Below are 25,638 nucleotides of genomic sequence, written 5' to 3'. Positions count from 1 at the left end.
AAGACGTCGCCAGCCTTGCGGAAAGCCCCCTTCTCCCCGTCACCACGCGGGGAGAAGGCGCCAGCACGCGGATGAAAGGCGCCATGCTCTCCAGAAAATTCCTGCGCCGAACCGCCATCGCCGCCGCCTCGGCAACTGGCGCGCTGGCTCTCGCCGTCGCCGGCCTGTGGGAACTCGACCGCGCCTACCCGCCGCCGCTGCCGGCGGCGCTCGCGGTCTCGACCGAGGTGCAGGACCGCGACGGCCAGCTGCTGCGCGCTTTCGCCACGCCCGACGGCTACTGGCGGCTGGAGACTCGGCTCGACCAAGTCGACAAGCAATTCGTCGACATGCTGGTCGCCTATGAGGACAAGCGCTTTTGGGACCATGACGGCGTCGATGTGCTGGCGCTTTGCCGGGCCGCCGGCCAGTTCGTCAGCAACGGCCACATCGTCTCCGGCGGCTCGACTCTGTCGATGCAGCTTGCCCGGCTGATCGAGCCGCGCGACAGCCGCAGCCTCGGCTCCAAGATCAAGCAGATGCTGCGCGCCATCCAGATCGAGCGCCGGCTTTCCAAGCGCGAGATCCTCGAACGCTATCTGACGCTGGCGCCCTATGGCGGCAATCTCGAAGGCGTTCGCGCCGCCTCGCTCGCCTATTTCGGCAAGGAGCCGAAGCGGCTGACTGTTTCGGAGGCGGCACTGCTCGTCGCCCTGCCGCAACTGCCGGAGAAGCGGCGGCCGGACCGCAACCTCGACATCGCCCATGCAGCCCGCGACCGCGTGCTCACCCGCATGGTTTCGATCGGCCTGCTCGGCGAGCGCGAGGCGGCGCGCGCCGCACTCGACGATGTTTCCAGCCTGCGCCGCAAACTGCCGGCGCTTGCCGCCCATGCCGCCTATGCCATGCTGCCGAAGGCCGTGCCCGGCAAGCCGCTGCAACTCACCATCCGCAGAAGCGTCCAGCAAGGCCTGGAGCAGGTGGCGAGGGAAGCCGCCGCCAGGCTCGGGCCTCGGCTTTCCGTCGCCATGGTGCTGGCCGATGCCCGCACCGGCGAAATCCTCGGCGAGGTCGGCTCGGCCGATTTCTTCGACGCCAGCCGCTCCGGCTGGATCGACATGACCAAGATCGTCCGCTCGCCGGGCTCGACGCTGAAGCCGTTCATCTATGGGCTCGCCTTCGAGCAGGGCCTGGTGGCGCAGGAGACCATCATCGAAGACAGCCCGGCCGATTTCGCCGGATACCGGCCGAAGAATTTCGACATGGGCTACCAGGGCGATGTCAGCATCCGCCAGGCGCTGCAGCTATCGCTCAACGTGCCGGCGATCCGGGTGCTCGACGCGGTCGGTCCGGCAAGACTGACGGCGCGCTTCCGCCAGGCGGGCGTCAGCCCGGTGCTGCCGGTCAACGAGGCGCCGGGCCTGGCGATCGGCCTCGGCGGCGTCGGCGTGACGCTGCGCGATCTCGTCCAGCTCTATACGGGCCTCGCCAATGGCGGCAAGGCGCACACGCTGCACGACGGCACCGAGCCGGCCAATGCCGAACGCACAACCGCCACCATCCTCGACGACCAGGCGAACTGGCAGATCACCGATATATTGTCAGGCGTGAAATCGCCGGAGGGCGCAGCCCAGCGCGGCATCGCCTACAAGACCGGCACCTCCTATGGCTACCGCGACGCTTGGTCCGTCGCTTTCGACGGCCGCTACGTGTTGGGTGTCTGGGTCGGCCGCGCCGATGCCGGCGCCGTGCCCGGCCTGTCCGGATATGTTTCGGCCGCCCCGATCCTGTTCGAGGGCTTCGTCCGCTCCGGCCTCGCCGCTGTTCCACTGCCTGGGCAGCCGGCCGGCGTGCACCGCCCGAAACGCGAGGAGTTGCCGGTGACCCTGGCGCGCTTTGGCGCCGGATCGGACGGGCTGGTGCAGGCGACGCCGACCGAGCCCGCGCCGACGATCGTCTTTCCGCCCGACGGCGCCCGCGTCGACCTTGGCGCGAATTCCGCCGAGGCCTCGCCGCTGGTGCTGAAGCTGCAGGGCGGCCGCGCGCCGTTCCGCTGGCTTGCCAACGGCAAGCCGCTGACCGGCATCGACCGGCGCCGCACCGCGACCTGGCTGCCCGACGGCGCCGGCTACTCGACGCTTACCGTGATCGACGCCGCCGGCCGCGCGGCCAGCGTCAAGGTCTTTGTCGAGTGAAAGCATCCATTGAATAGAATGCGCCAAGCGATTCAGGGCATTGGACTTTGCCTTGCGCAGGCTCTCGCTTCCGCTCAGCCTGCTTCCGCCGATCCCCTTCCCGCCGGCTTCGTCCGTCTTGCCGATGTCGCCCCCTCGATCCGCCAGGACATTCGCTATGCCGGTGTCGAGAATTTCCTGCACCGCAAGGCCGAAGGCTATGACGCGCCGATCTGCATCCTCACCCGGCAAGCGGCACAAGCCCTGGCCGGCGTCGAGAAGACACTTGCCACCGAAGGGCTGACCCTGGTCGTCTTCGACTGCTACCGCCCGGCGCGGGCCGTTACCGACATGGGCGAATGGACGAGAAAGGGCGGACCACCAGACCCGCAATGGTATCCGAATGTCGCGCGCGGCGATCTGATCGCCAAGGGCTATGTCGGCGAACTCTCCACACATTCACGCGGCTCGACCGTCGATCTTGCCATTGGCCGCGCTGGCGGCGGGACCGACCCTCGCCCTGCCTGCGGCGCGGCCGGCACCGACACGCTCGATTTCGGCACCGGCTTCGACTGCTTCGACCCGGCCAGCGAAACCGCCCACCGCCCGCTCGCAGCCGAAGCCGCGGCGAACCGCAAGCGACTGGTCGAGACCATGCGCGCCGGCGGCTTCCGCAACTACGCCCGCGAATGGTGGCATTTCACGCTGAAGGACGAGCCGTTCCCGAAGCAGCGCTTCGACTTCCCCGTCACCGCGCCATAGAGGGCGGCTCGCCCGCAACGCAAATCAGCCGCCGCTCCGGACCTTGCCACGACGCCCTCCGTCTCTAGATGGCGTCGGACAGGCGTGGGGTCCGCATTGGCTATATGAGGAAGACGTTTCCTGAATATGCCGATCATCGGCGAAAAATTTCTCCGGCAAGGCAAAAAAGGCAACATTGAATGCATCTAAATTCTATCAATTCGGTAGAGTTCGGCCGTCATCAACGGAGGCGGAAATGACCAATCCTCATTTCAAGAAACTGCTCGGCGCGCTGGTCGCCACATCTGTCCAGTTCGGCACGCTCGGTTTCGCGTTCGCCGACACCACCCTTCTCAACGTGTCCTACGACCCGACCCGCGAGCTCTACAAGGCCTATGACGAGGCCTTCGCCGCGCACTGGAAGGCCGAGACCGGCGAGACCGTGACCATCCAGCAATCGCATGGTGGATCGGGCGCCCAGGCCCGCGCCGTGATCGACGGCCTCGACGCCGATGTGGTGACGCTGGCGCTCGAGGGCGACATCAACGCCATCGCCTCGAAGACCAAGAAGATCAATCCGGACTGGCGCACCAAGTTCGAGAACAATTCGGCCCCCTACACCTCGACCATCATCTTCCTGGTGCGAAAGGGCAACCCGAAGGGCATCCACGACTGGAACGACCTGATCAAGGAAGATGTCCAGGTGATCACGCCGAACCCCAAGACCTCCGGCGGCGCGCGGTGGAACTATCTCGCCGCCTGGGCCTATGCCAGCGCCAACGACGGCGGCGACGAGGCCAAGACCAAGGACTTCATCGGCAAGCTCTATTCGCACGTTCCGGTCCTCGACACCGGCGCGCGCGGCTCGACCGTGACCTTCGCGCAAAAGGGCCTGGGCGACGTGCTGCTGGCCTGGGAAAACGAGGCCTATCTGGCGCTCGACGAATTCGGTGCCGACAATTTCGACATCGTCTATCCGCCGACCTCGATCCTGGCCGAGCCGCCGGTCGCGGTGGTCGACGCCAATGTCGATGCCAAGGGCACGCGCAAGGTCGCCGAGGCCTATCTCGGCTACCTCTACTCCAAGGAGGGTCAGACGCTGATCGCCAAGAACCACTATCGGCCGGCGAAGCCCGATCTGGTGCCCGCGGAGGACCTCGCCAAGCTGCCGACGATCAAGCTGATCACCATCGACGATCCGCTTTTCGGCGGCTGGAAGAAGGCACAGCCTTATCATTTCGGCGACGGTGGTATATTCGACCAGATCTATAAGCCGGCCCAGTGAGGCGCGACGGCCTCGGGCCGGGACATCACCGACGGCAATCTGGTCTGAATAAGAAGGGACGAACCAGAATTCCATGACCACTGCACCCGCGCAGGCGGGGTGGCGATTCAAGCAGCCGAGTGTCATTCCGGGTTTCGGACTGACGCTCGGCTTCTCGCTTGCCTACCTCACGCTCATCATCCTCATCCCGCTTTCCGGGCTGGTCTGGCGCTCGGCCGCGCTCGGCTGGACCGATTTCTGGGCGATCGCCGCCGACCGCCGCACGCTCAATGCGCTCAGGATCAGCTTTGGCACCGCCTTTCTCGCCGCCTGCGTCAACGTCGTCTTCGGCACGATCGTCGCCTGGGTGCTGGTGCGCTACCGCTTTCCCGGCCGTCGCATCGTCGATGCCATGGTCGACCTGCCCTTCGCGCTGCCGACCGCCGTTGCCGGCATAGCGTTGACCACGCTCTACGCCCCGAACGGCTGGATCGGCAAACTGCTGATGCCGCTCGGCATCAAGGTCGCCTACACGCCACTCGGCATCGTCATCGCGCTGGTGTTCATCGGCCTGCCCTTCGTCGTGCGTACCGTTCAGCCAATCATGGAAGAGCTCGACAAGGAGGTCGAGGAGGCGGCCGCCACGCTTGGCGCCAGCCGCTTCCAGATCATCACCCGCATCCTCTTCCCGGGACTCGCGCCGGCGATCATCACCGGCTTCTCGCTCGCCTTCGCGCGCGGCGTCGGCGAATACGGCTCGGTCATCTTCATCGCCGGCAACCTGCCGTTCAAGTCGGAGATCGCGCCGCTTCTGATCATCATCCGGCTGGAGGAGTACAACTATCCCGCCGCCACCGCGATTGCGGCGATCATGCTGGGGCTGTCCTTCCTGATGTTGCTGGTCGTCAACCTGGCGCAGTCATGGAGCCGCAAACGCTATGGCTGACCCCGAAATCAAATCCTATGAGCCGCACCACGAAAGCCAGTCGGCCGCGGTCACCGAAAGCCGCCCGGTGCGCATCGTGGCGATGGCTGTGGCCTTCGCTTTCCTCGCCGTCTTCCTGCTCCTGCCGCTGATCGTCGTCTTCCACGAGGCGCTGGCGAAGGGCCTCGGTGCCTACACGGAGGCGCTGGCCAGTTCCGACACGCGCTCGGCGATCCGCCTGACGCTGCTGGTGGCCGCGATCTCGGTGCCGCTCAATCTCGTCTTCGGCATTTCCGCCGCCTGGGCCATCGCCAAGTTCGAGTTCAAGGGCAAGGCTTTCCTGACCACGCTCATCGACCTGCCCTTCTCGGTCTCGCCGGTGATTTCAGGCCTGGTCTACGTGCTGCTGTTCGGCGCTCAAGGCGTGCTCGGCGAATGGCTGAAGGCGCATGGCGTCGTCATCCTCTTCGCAGTGCCGGGCATCGTGCTCGCCACCGTCTTCGTCACCTTCCCCTTCGTCGCCCGCGAGCTGATCCCGCTGATGCAGGAACAGGGCAATGGCGACGAGGAGGCAGCACTTTCGCTCGGCGCCAATGGCTGGCAGACCTTCTGGTATGTGACGCTGCCCAACATCAAATGGGGGCTGCTCTACGGCGTTCTGCTCTGCAACGCCCGCGCCATGGGCGAGTTCGGCGCGGTGTCGGTGGTGTCGGGGCACATACGCGGCCTTACCAACACCATGCCGCTGCATGTCGAAATCCTCTACAATGAGTACAATGCGGTCGGCGCCTTCGCCGTCGCTTCGCTGCTTGCCGGTCTCGCGCTGGTTACGTTGGTCTTGAAAACACTTCTCGAGATGCGCTACGGCGCCGAGATCGCCGCGACGCGCGGACACTGAAAAGGGCTGGTTCATGGAAGTTCGCGTTGCCAACGTGCGCAAGGAGTTTGAGCGGTTTCCGGCCCTCCACGACGTCTCGCTCGACATCAAGTCGGGCGAGCTGATCGCGCTGCTCGGGCCGTCCGGCTCCGGCAAGACGACGCTTCTGCGGCTGATTGCCGGGCTGGAACGGCCGACCAAGGGCACGATCTTCTTCGGGGACGAGGACGCCTCGCAGAAGTCGATCCAGGAGCGCAATGTCGGCTTCGTCTTCCAGCATTACGCGCTGTTCCGCCACATGACGGTCGCCGACAATATCGGCTTCGGCCTCAAGGTCCGGCACGGCCCGGCACGGCCGCCGGCGCAGGAGATCCGCCGCCGCGCCTCCGAGCTTCTCGACCTCGTCCAGCTATCGGGCCTGGAGAAGCGCTACCCGGCGCAGCTTTCCGGCGGCCAGCGCCAGCGCGTGGCGCTGGCCCGCGCCATGGCGATCGAGCCGAAGGTGCTGTTGCTCGACGAGCCGTTCGGCGCGCTCGACGCTCAGGTGCGGCGGGAGCTTCGCCGCTGGCTGCGCGAGATCCACGATCGCACCGGCCACACCACCGTCTTCGTCACCCACGACCAGGAAGAGGCGCTCGAGCTTGCCGATCGCGTCGTGGTGATGAGCCAGGGCCGCATCGAGCAGGTCGGTTCCGCCGATGAGATCTACGACACGCCGAACTCGCCCTTTGTCTACAGTTTCATCGGTGAATCGAGTTCGCTGCCGGTCAAGGTCGAGAGCGGCGAAGTCTGGATCGCCGACCGGCCGATCGGCCTGTCCGCCCCGAACGTGGCCTCGGGCGACGCGCTGCTCTATTTCCGCCCACATGACGTCGAGCTCCTTGACGGCTGCAGCGGCTGCATCGCCGGCACGGTCGCGGCCAGCCGCCGCGTCGCCGGCACCAGGCGGGTCGAGCTCGAAGTCGGCGGCGAGCGCCAGCGGGTTGAGGTCGAGCTGCCCGTCGACCATCCGGCGGCGCAGAAGAGCCGGGTGGCGTTCAGGCCGCGACGCTGGAAGCTTTTCCCGGCATCTGAGCCCGCAAAGGCCAGCTGAATCAGCCTAGAAGAAAATCCTAACAAGCGTTTGTTGCAGCGATTGATTTTCTGAGGACGGCCTACTTGCCCCGGCCCGCATGTCTCGTCACGATCGGGCCCGCCCGACTATCGTGCGCCCTCGTTGCAATTCTCAAGGAGCCAGTTTCATGAAGCGATTTTTGCTCGGCGCGGCGGTGCTGGCCACACTCTTCCTTGCATCCACCGAGGCCTGGTCGGCCGACAGATTGCTGAACGCGTCCTACGACGTCGGCCGCGAGCTGTTCGCCGAGGTCAACAAGACCTTCATCGCCGAACACCCGGGCGTGACGATCGACCAGTCGCATGCCGGAACTTCCGCCCAGGCGCGCGCCATCGCCGAAGGTCTCGCCGCCGATGTCGTCACCTTCAACCAGGTCACCGATGTCGATTTCCTGGTCAAGAAGGGTCTCGTCTCCGCCGACTGGCAGAAGGACTTTCCCGACAACGCCTCGCCCTTCTATTCGCTGCCGTCCTTCCTGGTGCGCGCCGGCAACCCCAAGCACATCAAGGACTGGAGCGACCTGGTGCGCGATGACGTGCAGGTGATCTTCCCCAACCCGAAGACATCGGGCAATGCGCGCTACACCTATCTAGCCGCCACCGCTTACGCCAAGGAGGCCTTCAAGGGCGACGACGCCAAGGTGAAGGAGTTCATCACCAAACTGTTCAACAACGTGCCGATCTTCGACACCGGCGGCCGCGCCGCCACCACCACCTTCGTGCAGCGCGAGATCGGCGACGTGCTGATCACCTTCGAGTCCGAGACGCGCGGCATCCGCAAGGAGTATGGCGACGACAAGTTCGAGCAGGTCACCCCCTCGGTCAGCCTGCTGGCTGAGTTTCCCGTCGCCATCGTCGACAAGGTCGCCGACGAGCATGGCACGCGCGATCTCGCCAAGACCTATCTCGATTTCCTCTACACGCCCGAAGGCCAGGACATCCTCGCCCGCAACGGCAACCGTGTCCGCGACGCGGCGGTCGCGGCAAAGTACAAGGACCAGTTCCCGCAGGTCCGCCTGCTGACGGTGGACGAGGTCTTCGGCGGCTGGGCCAAGGTGCAGGCCGAGCATTTCGCCGCCGGCGGCCTGCTCGACCAGGCCTATGGCAACCGCTGACGGTTGTGCTTCAAAGTACTGTTCTTGTGCTTGAACGAAAGCCGGCTTTGTGCCGGCTTTTTTCGTTTCGCACCGCCCGTTCCCAACAAATCCCGGCGTCATCTGTGAGAAACGTTACAAAGAATCAACGTGTTTGTGCCTAACCTGCTTAGGGGCGACTTGTTTTGCGCGAAACTGCAATGCGCGACCCGAGACGTCATGATTTGCACACAAACAACCGCCAGATGCGGGCGGTTGGGGTTTTCATGAACTGAATCGGGCATGCTCACCAAAAAAGGCAAATACGGCCTCAAGGCCCTCGTGCATCTTTCCGGCCTGCCGGCCGGCCAGCTTGCATTCGTCAACGACATCGCCGTCGCCAACAACATCCCGAAGAAATTCCTCGACGCCATCCTGGGCGAGTTGCGCAATGCCGGTTTTGTCCAGAGTCGCAAGGGCAAGGAAGGGGGCTATCGCCTTGCCCGTCCAGCCTCAGAGATCAAGATCGGCCACGTCGTGCGCGTCCTCGACGGGCCTCTGGCGCCGATCCCTTGCGCCAGCCGTTCGCAATACCAGCGCTGTGAGGATTGCGACGAGGCGACCTGCCAGGTCCGGCACATGATGCTGGAAGTGCGCCAGGCGATTGCCGAGGTGCTGGACAACCGCAGCCTCGCCGCCATGCGCGACGCCGACAATGACGATTTCCCCGTCGAGCTGACCTCGCAGATCTAAGCTCGGACCTGACGTTCCGCATCTGGACCTGTGCCGCCCGTCGGGGTGGTCAGTGCCTCTATCCGATTGCGCCGCGGCAATGGACGCAGTAGAGCGGCCTTTCGGACGCAACCAGGAACAGGCGGGACACCGATCCGATGAGGCTGCCGTGGTTCGGAAAATCCCGCAGGGCCGACCGCGCGACATCGTCCGCCATTTACCACACCGAGATCATCGCCGACGTGCCGGTGCCGGAGCGCGGCGAAGCGGTCCGCTTCTTCAGTCGCAGGCTGGTCAGGCCCGCCAAGCTGCGCCGCTTCTCGAACCGCGATCTTCGCGAAAGCCTGCTGCTCGCCTTCCTTCTGGTGGTCGCCGCGACGTTGCCGCTCGCCAGTTGGGCGCCAATCTGCGCCTGGAGCTCGAAGCTTCGGCTGAAACGCCATCTCCGCAAGGATTTTCCACGCTATGCCGCGTCGGTCCGTGCCGTCTTTGGCGATCGCGTCGACGCGGAAACGCTGTTCAAGGGGTTGCTTGCCGCGGTCCATCGCCGGCAATTGCTGCTTGCCGCGCACATTACCGGCCATGGCTGGTCGCCGGAAATCCGGCTGGAGGGGCTCGAAGGCCTGCGCGCGGCGCTGCGGCGCGGCCGCGGCGCCATCATCTGGTGCGATCAGTTCACCGCCCAGACCATCGTCGGCAAGCGAGCCTTGCATGAGGCCGGCCTCGATACGCATCAGGTCAGCGTCAACTTTCACGGCTTTTCGGACACGGAGTTCGGCCTGCGCTTCCTGAACCGGCCGCTGATCGCGGTGGAGAACCGTTTCCTGAAAAGCCGGGTCATCTTCGAGCGCGGCGACGCCTACCAGGTGACAGTGCGCATGCAGCGCATGCTGAGGGAAAACGGCATCGTCCTGATGACCAACACCACCCACGCCGGCACGACATTCACCGAAGTCGACATGGGGGAAAGCGGCTGGACCCAGCTGGCCTCGGCTCCGGCAAACTTCGCCGCGCGAGGCGGAACGGCGCTGTTTGCCATGTCGACCTTCGAGACCGTGCCCTTTCGCGAATACCACGCGGTTATCAGTCCCGAACTGGTGTCGGCGGCAAAGCCGGCAACCGGCGCGACAAGGGACATGGCGGCGAAGAACCTGGAGGTGCAGGCCCGCTACATCCTGCTCAAGCGCGATCGCCTCCTGGAGGCGATGAAATCGCACCCGGAGCAGATGATGGTGTGGGCAGGCGCCGAGAGGTTCACCGAGCGGTCGGGCGACACGACGGACGCCGGCGCCGACGCATCCTCATGAGGTCCTGAGCTCTCCAAGGATCGTGGCGACGATGTCGGCGATCCCGCCGGTGCCGTCCACGGTCCAGGCATGCTCATCCGCCGTTGGCGCTTCGAGCGTGGCGAACTGGCTGTCGACCAGGCTTGCCGGCATGAAATGTCCCTTGCGGCTGCCGACACGGCGCCTGGCGGTTTCCGGATCGATTTCCAGATAGACGAAGCGCAGATCCGGACAAAAGCCGCGCAATCGCTCCCGGTAGCCGCGCTTCAGCGCCGAGCAGGCGGCGACGACGCGTTGCCCATCGGCGATCGAGGCCGCGATGCGCCGGCCGATGGCATCGAGCCAGCCGGCGCGCAATTCGTCGGTGAGCGGCTCACCGCTTGCCATGCGCGCTACATTCTCGGGCGGATGCAGCCGGTCGCCCTCGACGAACACCGCTCCCAGCGTTGCCGCCAGCGCCTCGCCGACCGCCGACTTGCCGCAGCCGGCAACCCCCATCACCACGATGGCGGGCGCCGGTCGGGCGTCGTGTGTCCGTGCCCCGGTCGCCGGCGGTCCTGCCTTTTCGATCACGGTCAACGGCTCGGCGGTGCCCGGCCGTAGAGCAGAAGCATGACGACGATGACCACGCCATAGATGATCTGCCGTCCGGCCTCCGGCATCTGCATGACCGAGAGGATGGACTGAAGCAGCGTGATCAGGATCACCCCGGCGACGGTGCCCAGATAGGAGCCGCGTCCGCCAAGGATCGAGGTGCCGCCGAGCACCACGGCGGCGATCGACGGCAGCAGATAGGCATCGCCCATCGACTGCGCCGCCTTGGAGGCATAGCCGGCAAGCAGCACGCCGCCGAAGGCCGAGAGCCCGCCCGAGACGGCAAACGCGATCATCACCACGCGCCTTGTGTCGATGCCGGATAGATAGGCGGCGCGCTCCCGGTTGCCGATGCCGTAGACAGCGCGGCCGAAGCCGGTGCGGGTCAGCACGAAGACCATCGCCGCGCCGACCAGCGCCCAGATGACGACGGCGTTGGGCACGGCCGGAATGGCAAAGCCGGTCGCCAGGTAGCGCATCGCGCCGGTCGCCGAATCCTGCGGCGAGAAGCCGCCGGTGTAAACCACCATCAGCCCCTGCGCGACTGCGTTGGTGGCAAGCGTCACGATCATCGATGGGATGCGCAGATAGGCGACGCCGATGCCGTTGACGATGCCGATCATGATGCCGCAGGAGATGCCGAACGGGATGGCAAGCGCCACGCCGATCGGACCGTAGGCCGCGGCCGCGGCTGCCATCATGGCGCCGACGGCCACCGACCACGGCACCGATAGATCGATCTGGCCGAGCAGGATGACCAGCATCATGCCGGTGGCGATGACGCCGAGGAACGACGCCACCTTGAGCTGCTGCAGGAGATATTCCGGCGACAGGAAGCTGCGCGAATAGAGACTGCCGAGAAACAGCAGCAGCACGATGCAGGCAAACGCTGTGATTACAGCCGGATCGGCGCGGCGGATGAATTTCGGCATGCGCCCGGCGATGCCGCCAATGGTCGTTTCGCTCACAGGAACCACTCCAGCCGGTTGCGGACCCTGAACAGGGCGAAGGCGCCGAGGCTGACCGCGATCAGAAGGATGACGCCCTGGAACAGCGGTTGCCAGAGCGGGTCGAAATCGAAGACGAACAAGAGGTCGCCTATGGTGCGGAAGGCGAGCGCGCCGAAGATCGCGCCGATGGCGCTGCCCTTGCCGCCGAACAGCGAGACGCCGCCGAGCACGACGGCCGCGATCGAAAACAGCGTGTAGGCGTTGCCGCTGGCGTAGGCGGCGTCGCCCGTATAGGTAAAGAAGGTCAGGAACAGCCCGCCGATGGCCGCCAGCAGCCCAGCAAGCGCGTAGGCGACGAATTTTCCACGCCGGATCGGTACGCCCGACATATAGGCGGCCGTTTCCGAGGAGCCGGCAGCGTAGGCGGCGCGGCCGGGCACCGAGCGGCTGAACGGCACCCACACGATCAGCACCACGGCGGCCAGCGCGACCAGGCTCGCCGGCACAACGCCGAAGAAGCGCCCGGTCAGGAAGTCGGCCAGATCCTCGTTGACCGAACCGCCCGGAAACGGCCGCAGCAGCAGCGCCAGGCCGAAATAGACGGCACCGGTGGCGATGGTGGCGACGATCGGCTGCAGCCGTCCGTAGATGACGATGGCGCCATTGATCGCCCCGCACAGCAAACCTGTGCCGAGCACCGCGACGACGCCGAATGCGGTCTCGAGGCCGGTGCCGATGACCAGCCAGGAAGCCAGGCAATTGGTCAGCGTGAAGATCATGCCGACGGATAGATCGATGCCGGCGGTGATCACCACCAGGGTCTGCGCCATGGCGACGAAGGCGAGCAACACGCCCTTGTTGGCGGCCGTCTGCACGACGTTGGCCGTGAAGCCGGCCGGATGGTTCGCGCTGTAGATCGCGAACATGGCGACGAAGATGCCGAATGCGAGCAGCGTTCCGCGCTGTTCAGCCAGCCAGTAGCGCCAGTCCCTCACGCTATGATCCCCTTCATGCTCCCCCTCCGTGCGCCGGACCGGCGGCCTCGCCATGGATGTTGAGCGCGCTGGCGATCAGCGCATGCTCGGTGATCTCAGGGCCGACCAGCTCGCGCTTGACCGCGCCGTCGTAGAGCACCAGCACCCGGTCGCAGCAGCCGATCAATTCGTCATAATCGGTCGAGTAGAACAGGATCGCGGCGCCCGCGTCGGCGAGCTTGCGCATCAGCTGGTAGAGCTCCTGCTTGGTGCCGACATCGATGCCGCGCGTCGGATCGTTGAGCAGGATGATGCGCGGCTGGCGCATCAGCCATTTGGCGATGACCACCTTCTGCTGGTTGCCGCCCGACAGCGCGCCGACCGGAATGTCGAGGCCCGCCGTCTTGATCGCCAGCAGCTCCACCATGCCGTCGATCAGCCTCTGCTCGGCGGCGCGATCGATGACACCAGCCTTGGACAGCCTGTCAAGCGCCGCGAAGGAGAGGTTCTCGCGCACCGTCATCGGCAGCATCAGTCCTTCGGTCTTGCGGTCCTCCGGGATCAGCGCCATGCCGATCCGATCGTCGCGCGCGTCTGACGGGCTGGCGATCGCGACCGGCTTGCCGTCGATCAGGATCTCGCCGGTAAGGCCACGCAGCACGCCGAAGAAGGCAAGCAGCAATTCCCGCTGGCCCTGGCCATCGAGACCGCCGAGGCCGACGATCTCGCCGGCCCTGACCGTCAGCGAAACATTGTCCAGCCTGTCGGTCCAGGACAGCTTGCGCGCCTCCAGCACCGGAACGGCGGCAGCGTGCCGCGCCGGCTTCGAGGGAAATATATGGCTGTATTCGCGTCCGATCATCAGTTCGACGACTTCACTATCGCTCTTCGAGCCGGCCGCGTAGCTCGCGACGTTGCGGCCGTTGCGGAAGACGGTGCACTGGTCGGCAAGCTCGGCGATCTCGTTCATGCGATGCGAGATGTAGAGCAGCGCCAGCCCTTCCGAGCGCAGCCGCTTCAGCACGCCGAATATCTTGGCGACGTCGGCCGCGGCCAGCGCCGAGGTTGCTTCGTCGAGGATCAGGATGCGCGGCTTGCGTGCCAGTGCCTTGGCGATCTCGACCATCTGCCGCCGCGACAGCGGCAGATCCTTGACCAGCGCCAGCGGGTGGATGTCGGTCGCACCGGCGCGCGCCAGCGCCTCTTCGGCGATGCGGCGCTGCGCCTTGCGGTCAATCATGCCGAAGCGCGTCGGTGGATCGGAAATGACGATGTTGTCGGCGACGCTGAGCTCGGGAACCAGCGACAGTTCCTGGAAGATACAGACGATGCCGGCCTGGTTGGCGGCGGCCGGCGAAGCGAAGCTTACCTCGCTTCCGTCGAGCATCATGCGGCCCTCGTCGGGCGCCACGACCCCCGCCATGACCTTGATCAAGGTCGACTTGCCGGCGCCGTTCTCGCCGAGGATGGCGTGGATGCTGCCAGCCGTGACCGAAAGCTCGGCCTTTTCCAGCGCCCGCACGCCGCCGTAGCGTTTGGATATGCCTTCCATGCGGAAGAGCGGAACCGCGCCGTCCATCGACCCTCCAGGGCAGCTTTCACTTCAAGATGGCGGAAGGCCGGCGCCGCGAAGCGTCTCCGCGGCGCCGGTCGATCAGGTCACTGGTCCGCCTTGGTCTGTCCCATGATTTCCTGCGCGGTGAAATTGATGCCGCAGGTGGGGAAGGAATTGCCGACGAAGAAATTGTCGGACTGGTCAGGGAAGAAATCCTGACCCGCCTTGAAGTTGGGATCCTCGACGATCGCCAGCGGCAGCTTCACCGACTGCGGCACGACATTGCCTTCAAGTGCCGAGATCGCCGTCTTGATGGCGACCGCCACCTGGGCGGGGCCGGTGCCGGCCGACGAACATTTCAGACCGTCCGCGGCGTGCGCGGCGCAGAATTTGCGGAAGCCGTTCTCCGTCTCGCCGCCGAATGGCACGAACGGATGCTTGGCATCGATCATCGCCTGCACGATGCCGGTGTCGCCGCCCTGGCCGGTGATGCCGACGAACGGGCCGTTGGTGGCGATGGCGTCAGCGGTGACTTTCTGCGCTGTCGGATCGTCCCACTTGCCGGCGACTTCGGTGATGTCCCATTTCTTGCCCGAAGCGTCGAAGACCTCATGGATGCCATTGTGGCGATCGGTGTCGACCGACGTGCCGGCAACACCGCGCACCTCGAGGATCTTGCCGCCATCCGGAATATGGCTGACGAGCCATTTGCCCCACAATTCGCCCAGACCCTTCTGGTCGACATTGACGTTGATGGCGTCCTTGGTGTCGAGGATGTTGTCGAAGGCGACAAGCACGACGCCTGCTTCCTTGGCGCGCTTGATCACCGGTCCGAAGGCGGTCGGGTTCTGCGCGTTGACGACGATCGCGTCAAAGCCGGAATCGATGAAGTTGTTGATCGCCGAGATCTGCGCCGGGACATCTTCCCCCGTCGATACGACCTTGAATTCCTTCAGCTTTGCCGCGACGTCTTTTTGCGCGGCATAGGCCTTGGCCGTCTGGATCATCTGGATGCGCCAGGTGTTGGCGATGTAGCCATTGGCGAGCGCTATGCGGTACGGGCCATCCTTCTTTGGAAATTTGAAGAACTGCGTATCGGCCGCCCAGGGCGCGAAGCAGTCGGGCTCGGCTGCCGGCCCCTTGACGATCTCTGGATCGGCGATCGCCGATGAGCTCAGCATAACGAATGCAGTGGCGGCAACGATGCCACCAACAAGTGACTTGATCATCGATATTCCTCCCGGTTGCAGTTCTGTCTGATGCTGCGTGATCAGGCGCCTATCCACATCCGGCGAGGCCCTCCAGCCTTGCCATGGCGCCTTTCAGGTGGCCGTTTGCCGACCCGATGCCCCCTCCTCCGTCCCCTTCAAGGGGAAAACAAAGCTAGCATATTATATATAATAAACAAGCATGAGCTGTCACTTATATATAATAAACAGTCCCTCATCTTGCTTTGAATTCCCCGGCGAAACTGTTGGTAGCGCTACCATGGAGCAGTGTAAACCGGCATTTGCACAGTCGCTTCTGCGTGTTTCAACGTGCGGTGCTCTCGCGGCGCATCAGCTCGAAACCGAGATCGACGACCCGCTGCTCCGGCCTCCGCCCTGCGATCGCCGCCAGCGCCATGGCGACCGCCTGGCGGCCGATTTCATAGCGAGGGGTGCGGACGCTGGTGAGCGGTGGAAACGCTGCCTGCATCATCTCGAGGTCGTTGAAACCGACAATGCCGATGGTCTTCGGCACGTCGAGTGCCGCGCTATGGCACTGGAACAGAACGCCGAGCGCGATGTCATCATTGTTGCAGAAGACGCCGTCGAGCGCCGGCATCTTGGCCAGCGCATCGCGGAGCAGCTCGCGGCCGAGCGTCACACTGGATAATAGCGGCGTGGTGGTGATCAGCCGCGGGTCGAACAGGCCGGCCTTCTCCATTGCCGCGCGATAGCCGGCCAGGCGCCGCTGTGAGCGCGGATCCATACGGGCGCCGATGAAGCCGATCCGCCGGTAGCCTGCCTCGATCAGGTGCTCGGTCGCTATCCTGCCGCCGTCGAAATGCGAGAAGCCGACCAGCATGTCGACCGGGTCGGGCCCGGTCTCCATCACCTGCACCACCGGGCAGCCCGCGCTCTCCAGCAGTTTTCGCGAGGTCGGCGTCTGGTCGATCCCGGCTACGATCAGCGCCGCCGGACGCTGCGGTGCGAACACCTGCAGCAGGCGCTCCTCCTCGAGGCCGGAATAATGGGTGTTGCCGAGCTGGACGCGGAACGGGCCGTCCGACAGGCTGTCGTATATGCCGCGCACCACTTCGGCGAAGACGTTGTTGGTGAGCGACGGCACCAGAACGCCGAACACCTCGGCGCGGGCCGAGGCGAGTGCTCTCGCATTCGGGTCGGGGACATAGCCGAGTTCGTCGACGGCGGCCTGGATCTGGCGGCGCAAATCCTCCGAAACGCGCTCCGGCTCGCGCAGTGCCCGCGATACGGTGATGGCGCCGACGCCGGCCTTGCGCGCCACATCGGCAATGGTCGGGCGGCCGCCGCCGCGGCGCGAGCGCGGCTTGATCACCGCCACGCTCCCGGTGCCGCGCCATCAGCCGGGCCGGGCCGCGAAACGATGATTTTTGCCGGTATCGCCATGCCAGTCCCTCGCCGCGCAATCTGGCGTCGCGCAGCCTGTCGCCCTTGTCAAGCGACCGGCACCGTGCGGCCAGCCGTCAGGCCATCGCCAGGGCGCTGCGCCGGGCCTTCCATATCAGAACGAGAATGGCTGACAGATTGACCAGGTTCCAGGCGATGCCGTTGAGGAAGGCCGCGGCATAGGAGCCGGTAAGGTCATAGATCCAGCCCGACATCCAGCCGCCGACCGCCATGCCGAAGATGGTCGCCATCATGACGATGCCGACGCGCTGGCCGGCCTCCCTTGCCGGCATGTAGTCACGGATGATGATCGCGTAGCAGGGCACGATGCCACCCTGCGACAGGCCGAAGACCAGCGACACGATGTAGAGTGAGGCAAGCCCGTCGAAGGGGATGTAGAACAACAGCGACAGGCATTGCAGCACAGAGCCGATCAGCAGCGTCTTCACCGCGCCGATGCGATCGGCCAGGAAACCCGACGCGATGCGGCTGGCAACGCCCGCCGCCAGCATGATCGACAGCATGTCGGCGCCGTGCGCCATGCCATAGCCGAGGTCCATGCAATAGGCGACGATGTGCACCTGCGGCATCGACATCGCCATGCAGCAGCCGAAGCCCGCGACGACCAGCAAAACCTGCAGGGCCGACGGCGACAGCGAGATCGGCCGCACCGGCCGGCTGCCGGCGGTGCCAGCCACAGCTTCATGGGGAGCGCCGCGCCTCAGCATCAGCACCAACGGCACCATGGTGAGCAGGCAGACGATACCGATCGCCGCATAGGTGAAACGCCAGCCTTCTGCCCTCATGATCATCGGCATGACGAAAGGCCAGACCGCCCCGGCGAGGTAATTGCCCGATGCCGCCACCGTCACCGCGACGCCGCGGCGCCGGTTGAACCAGTGCGAAATGTCGGCGATCAGCGGACCGAAGATCGCCGACGTCCCCACGCCGATCAGAAGCCCCTGGACCAGGGTGAAGGTGAGGATCGAACTGGTGAGCGAGGCGAGCAGGAAACCGGCGCCGAGCGCCGCAGCGGAGACAAGCGCCGGGATCCAGTAGCCCATGCGGTCGATGGCGCGGCCAACCAGCACATTGCCGGCGGCGAAGCCGACCATGGTCGCGGTATAGGGCATCGAGGCCGCGGCCCGGTCGATGCCGAACTCCGCCTGCACCGCCGGCAGCACCACGACCACGGCCCACATGCCGACACCGCCGATCGTCGCCAGAAGCACCGAGACGGTGAGCCGCATCCAGGCGTAACCGCTGTCGATGCCCGGGCTGTTGGCCACACTGCGAGACAATGTCGTCAAGGCGTTTCCTGTCCGCGGTTCCAAGTCGAGCGGTTCGGGCCACTATTCGGCCCATTGGCGGGCAACGAGCAGCGCCACGACGGGCAAATCCGTCGCTCCAGAAATCCGCGACACCGTGGGAACCGGCAGTCCCACGCGGAGTTTCCGCCATGAAAGGAGTGGTGCCATGACCGCAAGACGGCCGAGGTAACCGGGCACAGCGACGCGCTGAATAACGCACAAGAGTGCTGGAGAAAGCCAAGGGCGAGCTGCTTGCCGATTTCGGCCGTCCGAGACAGGACTAGGTCGATCGCGACCTACCGCGACCTTATGACCTCGTCGGTGTTGGCGAGCAGCTTGCGCACCGCGGCGCGCGCCGCGTCAGGCCGTTGCAGGCGGATGTTCTTCTCGATCGCCTCATGCAGCTTCTGGGCATGCTGCAGGTCGTCGACTTCCCGCGTCGTGTAGCTGAACAGGTGGTCGAACGCGGATTCGATCAGCACGCCGAGCGGCACCAGCAAGTCGTTGCCCGAGGCCCTGAGAATGGCTAGGTGGAAGCGCGTGTCGGCGCGCGTCCGCTCCTGCAGCGTCGGCGCCTCCCCCATCTCCCGGCAGGCCTGGCTGATCTCGGCCATCTGCTCGTCCGTGCGCCGCATGGCGGCGAAGGCGGTGGCTTCCGGCTCGATGATGTGGCGGAATTCCTGGACAGTTTTCAGGAACACCTCCCGGTCCGGCGAGGTTGCGTACCAGGCAAGCACGTCGCGGTCGAGCAGGTTCCAGCGCTCCTTGGGCTCCACCCAACTGCCGATTTTCGGGCGTGATGCGAGCAGGCTCTTCGCCATCAGCATCTTGATCGCCTCGCGCACCGCCGAGCGGCTGACGTCGAAAGTCTCCGACCATTTTGCCTCGTTGGGCAGGATGGTGCCCGGCGGATAGTCGCCGCGCACGATCCGAAGACCGATCTCGCTGGCCAACGAGGCATGCACGCTCGATCCCGGAATGCGCTGCGTATCAGCCCGACGAACACCTGCGTGGCGCTCGGCGGACGCCGCCTTCTCCGGTGATTTTTCCTTGCTCGGCTTCCCGTTCCGCATCTGCCCCAGAAAGTCCGTATTTCGAAAGCTGTCAAGCACGGTAAGGCCGCCCGACCGCAAAGCCGGCGACTGTGCACAGATCAGCCACCGCTTGGCGCTCCGTCAGGCCGTTTTGACGTATTTGCGCCAGCTGTGCTCCGGGCGGAAGCCGAGCAGGTCGCGCGCCTTGCGGTTGGAAAGCAGCGTCTCGTATTCGCCGAGCTCCGCCTTGACCGGGACGTTCGGGTAGAACCGCTTCAGCAGTTCCGCCGTCGGCAGGTCGGACGAGGTGTCGTCATTGGCGGCGTTGAACACCTGGTAGCCCAGCCCGTCCTTCTCGACGGCGCGCAAGGTGATCTGGCCAAGGTCGCGGGCATCGACATAGCTCCAGGCGATCCGCTTGCGGAAGCCGGGATCGGCGAACCACTTCGGGAACAGCGAATATTCATGCGGCTCGATGACGTTGCCGATGCGCAGCGCGTAGATGTCGGTGCCGTTGCGCTGCGCGAAGGCGCGCGCCGTCTTCTCGTTGACGATCTTGGACAGCGCATAGCTGTCCATCGGGTCGACGTCATACTCCTCGTCGAGCGGAAAATATTTCGGATCGCGCGGCTCGTTGGCGAAGACCAGGCCGTAGGTCGTCTCGCTGGAGGCGACCACCACCTTGCGGATGCCGAGCTTCACCGCTGCCTCGATGACGTTGTAGGTGCCCATCGCATTGATGCGGAACACCTCGTTGTCGGGCGTGATCATGATGCGCGGGATGGCGGCGAAATGCACAACCGCATCGACGGGCTGCGGGCGCAGCGACGGATCGAACTCGTGCAGGCCCATATAGCTCGACAGCGCGTTGAACACCTGGCCGCTGTCGGTGATGTCGGTGATCAAAGTGCGCACCTTGGGATTGTCGAGCGGCTTGGTGTCGATGTTGAGCACCTGGCAGCCATGCTCGACCAGATATTGCACGACATGACGCCCCGCCTTGCCGCTGCCGCCGGTGAACATGATCCGCTTCGTCATTTCGCTCTCCACATCACTTGGGGATTATGTGTATTGTCGGACAATATTGCATTCCGCAAGCGCATGCGGCAAGAACGGCAGCGCAATTATCGATAATTTTCGGACAGGATGAGACGCACATGAACACGACCGCCGCGCGCGAGAAGATCGGCTTCATCGGTTTGGGCCTGATGGGACACGGCATCGCCAAGAACATCGTCGACAAGGGCTATGCGCTGACCTTCCTCGGCCGCAAGAACCGCAAGCCGGCGGAGGACCTGGCTGGCCGCGGCGCTACGGAGGCGGCCACCTCGCGCGAAGTGGCCGCGGCATCCGACATTGTCTTCATCTGCGTCACCGGCTCGCGCGAGGTCGAAGCCATCATTCGCGGCCCCGGTGGGCTGAAGGAGGGCCTGAAGAAGGGCGCGGTGGTCGTCGATTGCTCGACCTCCGATCCGGTCTCGACGGTGGCGCTCGCCGCCGAACTCAAGGAGATCGGTATCGACTATGTCGACGCGCCGCTCAGCCGCACGCCCAAGGAAGCCTGGGAAGGCACGCTTGACGCCATGGTCGGCGCCCCTGACGCGGTGTTTGCCCGGGTGAAGCCGGTGATCGAGACCTGGGCCGGCCGCATCGTCCATATCGGCGACACCGGCGACGGCCACCGCATGAAATTGCTCAACAATTTCATCTCGTTGGGCTACGCCGCGATCTATTCCGAGGCGCTGGCGCTGGCTGAGAAGGTCGGCATCTCGCCGCCGCGTTTCGACAGCGTCATCCGCAACGGACGCATGGACTGCCCCTTCTACCAGACCTTCATGCGCTGGACGCTGGAAGGCGACCGCGACGCGCACAAATTCACCGTCGCCAATGCTTTCAAGGACCTCACCTATCTGGAATCCATGGCGGGCGCCGCCGGCATCGCCAACCCGCTCGGCAACGCCACCAAGAACGCCTTCGCCGGCGCCTTCGCCACAGGGCCGGCCGAGCAGTTCGTGCCGATGCTGGCGACCCATATCGGCAAGGTCAACGGCGTCGACCTGATGCCGTCGAAGGATGGCGTGAAGCAGAAGATCTGAAGCCGGGAGGCCTCGCGTCAGCGGCGCGACCGCTCGATCACCTCGTCGGTGTTGGCCAGCAGCCGGTGCACGGCGCTTCTGGCGGCAGCCGGGCGCCTGAGGCGGATGTTCTTCTCTATGGCTTCATGCAGCGACTGCGCCCGCCTCTGGTCGCCGTGCTCGCGCGTGACGAAGACGAACAGATGGTCGAGCGCCGATTCGATCAGCACGCCGAGCGGCACCAGCAGCTCGTTGCCCGATGCCCTCAGTATGGCGAGGTGGAAGCGCGTGTCGGCGCGCGTGCGCTCCTGCAGGCTCAACGCAGCCCCCATCTCGCGGCAGGCCTGGCTGATCTCGGCCATCTGCTCCTCGCTCCTGCGCATGGCAGCGAAGGCGCTGGCTTCCGGTTCGATGATGTGGCGGAACTCCTGCACCGTCTTCAGGAACAGCTCTCGGTCCGGCGCGGTCGCGTACCAGGCAAGCACGTCGCGGTCGAGCAGGTTCCACCGCTCCTTCGGCTCCACCCAGCTGCCGATCTTCGGCCGTGATGCCAGAAGGCTCTTGGCCATCAGCATCTTGATCGCCTCGCGCACCGCCGAGCGGCTGACGTTGAACGTCTCCGACCACTTTGCTTCGTTGGGCAGGATGGTGCCTGGCGGATAGTCGCCGCGCACGATCCGAAGACCTATTTCGCTGGCGAGCGAGGCATGCACGCTCGAGCCCGGGTTCCAGGCCATCTCCGGCCGGCGAACAGCGACAAGTGGATGGGCGGCCGTCGTCCCGGCAAAGCGTTTTCTTGATTTGTCGTCCGGCATCGGTGTTCCGGCATCGGGCAGTCTGTCGCGTGGAAACTGTCCGGAATTGTCCGCGCCCGCGGATATTTTCGCCGACTTATGGGCGCGCCAAATCCGGAGCCTGTCGCCCCGACAACGCTGCCTGTCCTTGTCCCTGAGGGAAGTGACGGGGCGCCCTTCGAAGGGCGCCCCGAGATCGAGGCCTACTTCTGGATGCAGGTGTCGACCGTGTCCTTGGTGCATTCATCGAGACCCGTGAAGACCGGATCGTCGACCTTCTTGCCTTCGATCAGGTCGATCATCACCGACGGCGCCTTGTAGCCCATTTCGAACGGCCGCTGGCCGACCAGCGCGGTCACCAGACCATCCCTGGCGATCGCCACTTCGTCGCCGATCGTGTCGGCGGCGCCGACGACGAAGGCGTTGCTGGCGATCTTGTCGGCCATCGGCTTGAACAGGTCGCGATAGGGCTGCGGCGCGCCGAAAAGCGGCCAGCCACCCATGATGCCGAAGGCGTCGAGGTCGGGATTGGCGGCGAGGATGTCGGTCATCGCCTGCACGCCCTTGGCGCCATCGTCATTGGTGAACACCGGGCAGCCGGCGACTTCCGTCCAGCCACCTTCGCCGGCGAGGGCCGCGAGGCCGTCCTTGCCCGACAGCGCGTCACGCATGCCTTGCGCGCGGCGCAGGATGTTGTCGGCCGCCGGATTGCCCTCGATGGTGCAGATCTTGCCGCCATTCGGCTTGGCCTTCTTGATGTATTCGCCGATCTTCTTGCCCATCAGATAATTGTCGGTGCCGAGATAGGTCTTGCGAAGGGCCGCATCTTCCTTGGCAAGGTCGGCATCGACCGTCATGATCGGGATCGAGGGATTGGCGGTCTTGATCGTCTGCGCGATCAGCGGCGCGTTCGAAGGCGAAATCGCCATCGCCACCGTGTCGGGCTTGCTCAGCATGTCCTGCACGATCTGAGCCTCGCCGGCCTCGTCCGAGGTCGATGCAGGGCCGGTGTAGAAGCATTCATATTCCGAGCTGGCGTTTTCCTTGTTCCATTTCTCGCAGCCCTGATGGATGGCTTCGAAGAACGGATTGTCGAGTCCCTTCACCACAATGACGAGCTGTTTCTTGGCCAAAGCCGGCCCGGCGCCCAACGCCATAACGGCGGCAGCGGCGAGCAAAAGTGATTTCCTCATATCAGTCCTCCCTTGAAACAGACGGGCACGACGTGCCCGCCACGCAGATCAACCCGGTGCGCGATGACAGAGGATCGTTTCACGAGCGCTCGTGCCGCCAGGCCAGGCCGATAAGCATTTCCAGATACAGTCCCGGACCTTCGGCGGACCTTTGCCGCCATCAGGGCCTCGACCGATGAACCTCCGCCGATTCCACCCGCAACCCAAGATTGAGGGACCGGCCTAATCTTCCTCCGATGCTTAGCTAATATCGGCTTGCGGCCAACGTCAATTGCTATTTGTCCTACAAAACGGATTTTTGGAAAAACATGTCTTCAATTCGTCCGACAATTGATTGACGCCTGCATGAGCATTTGCGTAAATGCGCGAAATCGCCGCTCCCGGGAGGAGCTGGGAGAGCGAGGCCGCGGCAGAGCCGCTGGCCAAAAACAGGGAGGCATGAAGGCTGGTGGCGGTTCTCGAACTCACCAACATCTCGAAGCATTTCGGCGCAATCCAGGCGGTCAACGACGTGTCGTTGTCGATCGAGCCTGGCCAGGTTGTCGGCCTGATGGGCGACAACGGCGCCGGCAAGTCGACGCTGGTCAAGATGATCGCCGGCAATTTCCGCCCGAGCCACGGCAGCATGCACATGGACGGCAAGGATCTTGTCCTGCACAAGCCGGTGGAGGCCCGCCAGCACGGCATCGAGATCGTCCACCAGGACCTGGCGCTGTGCAACAATCTGACCGCCGCCGCCAATGTCTATCTTGGCCGCGAATTGCGGCGCGGTGTCGGGCCGTTCCGCATCCTCGACTATGCCGCGATGTACAAGCGCGCCGGCCAGATCTTCGCCGAGTTGAAGTCCGAGACCCGCCCGCGCGACCTCGTCAAGCAGATGTCGGGCGGCCAGCGGCAGGCGGTGGCGATCGCCCGCACCATGCTGTCGCAGGCCAAGATCGTGCTCATGGACGAACCGACGGCAGCGATCTCGGTCAGGCAGGTCGCCGAGGTGCTGAACCTGATCCGCCATCTGCGCGACCAGGGCATCGCGGTGGTGCTGATCAGCCACCGCATGCCCGACGTCTTCGACGTCGCTGACCGCGTCATCGTCATGCGGCGCGGCCGGAAAGTGGCCGACAAGACAATCGCGTCGAGTTCACCCGAAGAGGTCACCGGGCTGATCACCGGCGCCATCGAGCAGGTCGCATGAGCATGGCAAACCTGGAATTCATCACGCTGGCGCGGCCCGGCAGGAAAGGTCGATAATGGCAGTCACCCTTGACCAGACGATCGCGCAGAAGCAGCACACCTTCATGTCGCGGGTGCTTGCCAGCCAGACTTTCTGGGTGGTGATCGCCGTTATCCTCGCCTGCCTGTTCCTGTCTTTCGCCACCGATGCCTTTGCAACGCAGAAGAACCTCTACAACATCACCCGCAACATCACGTTCGTCGCCATCGTCGCGCTCGGCATGACCTTTGTCATCATCACCGGCGGCATCGACCTGTCGGTAGGCTCGGTGCTTTGTCTGTGTTCGATGGTGTTGGCGGTCACCATGCATGCCGGCTACAGCATCGAAATCGGCATCTTCGCCACGATCCTGACAGCGCTCATCATCGGCGCTTTCAACGGCATTCTGATCGCATATCTCGGCTTTCCACCCTTCGTGGTGACGCTCGGCATGCTGTCCATAGCGCGCAGCCTAGCCATGGTCGCCTCCAACAACACCGTCGTCTTCCAGTTCGGCCCGGACCACGACAAGTTGCTCGCGCTGGGCGGCGGCGCCTGGGTGTTCGGCATCGCCAACCCGGTTCTCTACATGATCCTTTTGGCGTTGATCACCGGATTCACCCTGCGCTGGACGAAGTTCGGCCGGCACATCTTCGCCATCGGCGGCAATGAGCATGCCGCGACACTGACCGGCGTCCCGGTCCGCCAGATCAAGGTCGCGGTCTATATGATCTCGGCGCTGGCTGCCGGCATTGCCGGCATCATCGAGACCGGCTGGCTGGGCGCAGTCACCACCAATATCGGCACCGGCATGGAGCTTCAGGTGATCGCCGCCACCGTCATCGGTGGCGCCAACCTCGCCGGCGGCGTCGGCACTGCCTTCGGCGCGATCGTTGGTGCGGCGCTGATCGAGGTCATTCGCAACAGCCTTGGCCTGCTCGGCATCAATGCTTTCTGGCAAGGCACCTTCATCGGTGGCGCCATCCTGCTCGCGGTCCTGTTCGATCGCATCCGCAATTTCAGGCGCAGCGACTAGGACCCGGGGCGTTACACCATTGGGCTCCTATCGCTCAGTCTGAAAATCCGCCAGGGCCGTGCAAGGCGACTGCAAGGCCCGGCGCATGCGCCTTGACGGCCGCCCGACGCCCGCCG

The 25,638-nt window shown here is 64.8% G+C and carries 23 protein-coding genes; 12 read left to right on the top strand and 11 right to left on the bottom strand.

Features of this window, described 5'->3' with window-relative positions; translation table 11 throughout:
• Nucleotides 1–83 precede the first annotated feature (83 nt).
• From pbpC to JG743_RS12740, 9 genes are all read left to right on the top strand, one after another.
• The gene (gene pbpC, locus JG743_RS12780) at nt 84–2,174 is read left to right on the top strand and encodes a penicillin-binding protein 1C (protein ID WP_202300602.1); all 2,091 of its coding nucleotides are present in this window, start codon (nt 84–86) and stop codon (nt 2,172–2,174) included.
• A gap of 18 nt (nt 2,175–2,192) precedes the next feature.
• Nucleotides 2,193–2,915 carry a M15 family metallopeptidase gene (locus tag JG743_RS12775; protein WP_202300600.1) on the top strand — a complete coding sequence of 241 codons (723 nt, stop codon included), beginning with the start codon at nt 2,193–2,195 and terminating at the stop codon, nt 2,913–2,915.
• Nucleotides 2,916–3,150: 235 nt separating this feature from the next.
• Nucleotides 3,151–4,179: a sulfate ABC transporter substrate-binding protein gene (locus tag JG743_RS12770; protein ID WP_202300598.1), complete on the top strand. Its 1,029-nt coding sequence runs from the start codon at nt 3,151–3,153 to the stop codon at nt 4,177–4,179.
• A gap of 73 nt (nt 4,180–4,252) precedes the next feature.
• Entirely contained in the window at nt 4,253–5,104 is an 852-nt protein-coding gene (gene cysT, locus JG743_RS12765) for a sulfate ABC transporter permease subunit CysT (protein WP_202300596.1), read from the top strand.
• Nucleotides 5,097–5,981, top strand: a complete 885-nt coding sequence (gene cysW, locus JG743_RS12760; RefSeq protein ID WP_202300594.1) for a sulfate ABC transporter permease subunit CysW — start codon at nt 5,097–5,099, stop codon at nt 5,979–5,981. Before cysT ends, cysW begins: the two co-directional genes overlap by 8 nt.
• Before the next feature lie 13 nt (nt 5,982–5,994).
• A complete protein-coding gene (locus JG743_RS12755; protein ID WP_202300592.1) occupies nt 5,995–7,053 on the top strand; it encodes a sulfate/molybdate ABC transporter ATP-binding protein in 1,059 nt (352 codons plus the stop codon).
• 148 nt (nt 7,054–7,201) lie between these two features.
• Complete coding sequence (locus JG743_RS12750) at nt 7,202–8,188, top strand: sulfate ABC transporter substrate-binding protein (RefSeq protein ID WP_202300590.1); 987 nt, start codon at nt 7,202–7,204, stop codon at nt 8,186–8,188.
• Nucleotides 8,189–8,449: 261 nt separating this feature from the next.
• Nucleotides 8,450–8,899, top strand: a complete 450-nt coding sequence (locus JG743_RS12745) for an RrF2 family transcriptional regulator (RefSeq protein ID WP_202300588.1) — start codon at nt 8,450–8,452, stop codon at nt 8,897–8,899.
• 137 nt (nt 8,900–9,036) lie between these two features.
• Complete coding sequence (locus JG743_RS12740; RefSeq protein WP_202300586.1) at nt 9,037–10,185, top strand: hypothetical protein; 1,149 nt, start codon at nt 9,037–9,039, stop codon at nt 10,183–10,185.
• Here the strand turns inward: JG743_RS12740 and JG743_RS12735 are convergent.
• From JG743_RS12735 to JG743_RS12695, 9 genes are all read right to left on the bottom strand, one after another.
• Complete coding sequence (locus JG743_RS12735; protein ID WP_202302605.1) at nt 10,180–10,662, bottom strand: gluconokinase; 483 nt, start codon at nt 10,660–10,662, stop codon at nt 10,180–10,182. The two genes, JG743_RS12740 and JG743_RS12735, sit on opposite strands and share 6 nt — an antisense overlap.
• Before the next feature lie 77 nt (nt 10,663–10,739).
• Nucleotides 10,740–11,726 carry an ABC transporter permease gene (locus tag JG743_RS12730; protein ID WP_202300584.1) on the bottom strand — a complete coding sequence of 329 codons (987 nt, stop codon included), beginning with the start codon at nt 11,724–11,726 and terminating at the stop codon, nt 10,740–10,742.
• Nucleotides 11,723–12,703 carry an ABC transporter permease gene (locus tag JG743_RS12725; protein ID WP_202300582.1) on the bottom strand — a complete coding sequence of 327 codons (981 nt, stop codon included), beginning with the start codon at nt 12,701–12,703 and terminating at the stop codon, nt 11,723–11,725. Before JG743_RS12725 ends, JG743_RS12730 begins: the two co-directional genes overlap by 4 nt.
• A gap of 13 nt (nt 12,704–12,716) precedes the next feature.
• Nucleotides 12,717–14,261, bottom strand: a complete 1,545-nt coding sequence (locus JG743_RS12720; protein WP_202300580.1) for a sugar ABC transporter ATP-binding protein — start codon at nt 14,259–14,261, stop codon at nt 12,717–12,719.
• 80 nt (nt 14,262–14,341) lie between these two features.
• Entirely contained in the window at nt 14,342–15,466 is a 1,125-nt protein-coding gene (locus tag JG743_RS12715) for a sugar ABC transporter substrate-binding protein (RefSeq protein WP_202300578.1), read from the bottom strand.
• Between the two features lie 304 nt (nt 15,467–15,770).
• Nucleotides 15,771–16,799, bottom strand: coding sequence for a LacI family DNA-binding transcriptional regulator (locus JG743_RS12710; RefSeq protein ID WP_202300576.1), 1,029 nt, complete (start codon nt 16,797–16,799; stop codon nt 15,771–15,773).
• Between the two features lie 148 nt (nt 16,800–16,947).
• Nucleotides 16,948–18,120 carry an MFS transporter gene (locus tag JG743_RS12705; protein WP_202302604.1) on the bottom strand — a complete coding sequence of 391 codons (1,173 nt, stop codon included), beginning with the start codon at nt 18,118–18,120 and terminating at the stop codon, nt 16,948–16,950.
• Nucleotides 18,121–18,476: 356 nt separating this feature from the next.
• Nucleotides 18,477–19,253, bottom strand: coding sequence for a FadR/GntR family transcriptional regulator (locus JG743_RS12700; RefSeq protein ID WP_202300574.1), 777 nt, complete (start codon nt 19,251–19,253; stop codon nt 18,477–18,479).
• Between the two features lie 102 nt (nt 19,254–19,355).
• Nucleotides 19,356–20,252 carry an NAD-dependent epimerase/dehydratase family protein gene (locus JG743_RS12695; RefSeq protein WP_202300572.1) on the bottom strand — a complete coding sequence of 299 codons (897 nt, stop codon included), beginning with the start codon at nt 20,250–20,252 and terminating at the stop codon, nt 19,356–19,358.
• Nucleotides 20,253–20,278: 26 nt separating this feature from the next.
• Here JG743_RS12695 and JG743_RS12690 point away from each other — a divergent pair, with 26 nt between their 5' ends.
• The gene (locus JG743_RS12690; RefSeq protein WP_274608534.1) at nt 20,279–21,310 is read left to right on the top strand and encodes an NAD(P)-dependent oxidoreductase; all 1,032 of its coding nucleotides are present in this window, start codon (nt 20,279–20,281) and stop codon (nt 21,308–21,310) included.
• Nucleotides 21,311–21,327: 17 nt separating this feature from the next.
• Here the strand turns inward: JG743_RS12690 and JG743_RS12685 are convergent, their stop codons facing one another.
• Nucleotides 21,328–22,104: a FadR/GntR family transcriptional regulator gene (locus JG743_RS12685; RefSeq protein WP_202300568.1), complete on the bottom strand. Its 777-nt coding sequence runs from the start codon at nt 22,102–22,104 to the stop codon at nt 21,328–21,330.
• Nucleotides 22,105–22,286: 182 nt separating this feature from the next.
• Nucleotides 22,287–23,276 (bottom strand): sugar-binding protein, encoded by a 990-nt coding sequence (locus JG743_RS12680; RefSeq protein ID WP_202300566.1) that lies wholly within the window; start codon nt 23,274–23,276, stop codon nt 22,287–22,289.
• 448 nt (nt 23,277–23,724) lie between these two features.
• Between JG743_RS12680 and JG743_RS12675 the strand changes: the two genes are divergently transcribed.
• A complete protein-coding gene (locus JG743_RS12675) occupies nt 23,725–24,468 on the top strand; it encodes an ATP-binding cassette domain-containing protein (protein WP_202300564.1) in 744 nt (247 codons plus the stop codon).
• 55 nt (nt 24,469–24,523) lie between these two features.
• Nucleotides 24,524–25,522 (top strand): ABC transporter permease, encoded by a 999-nt coding sequence (locus JG743_RS12670; protein WP_202300562.1) that lies wholly within the window; start codon nt 24,524–24,526, stop codon nt 25,520–25,522.
• Nucleotides 25,523–25,638 lie beyond the last annotated feature (116 nt).

It is taken from the genome of Mesorhizobium sp. 131-2-1, assembly GCF_016756535.1.
GTDB lineage: Bacteria > Pseudomonadota > Alphaproteobacteria > Rhizobiales > Rhizobiaceae > Mesorhizobium.
Note: the sequence above shows the minus strand (reverse complement) of the source record. Positions and strands in the feature narration are given on the sequence as shown.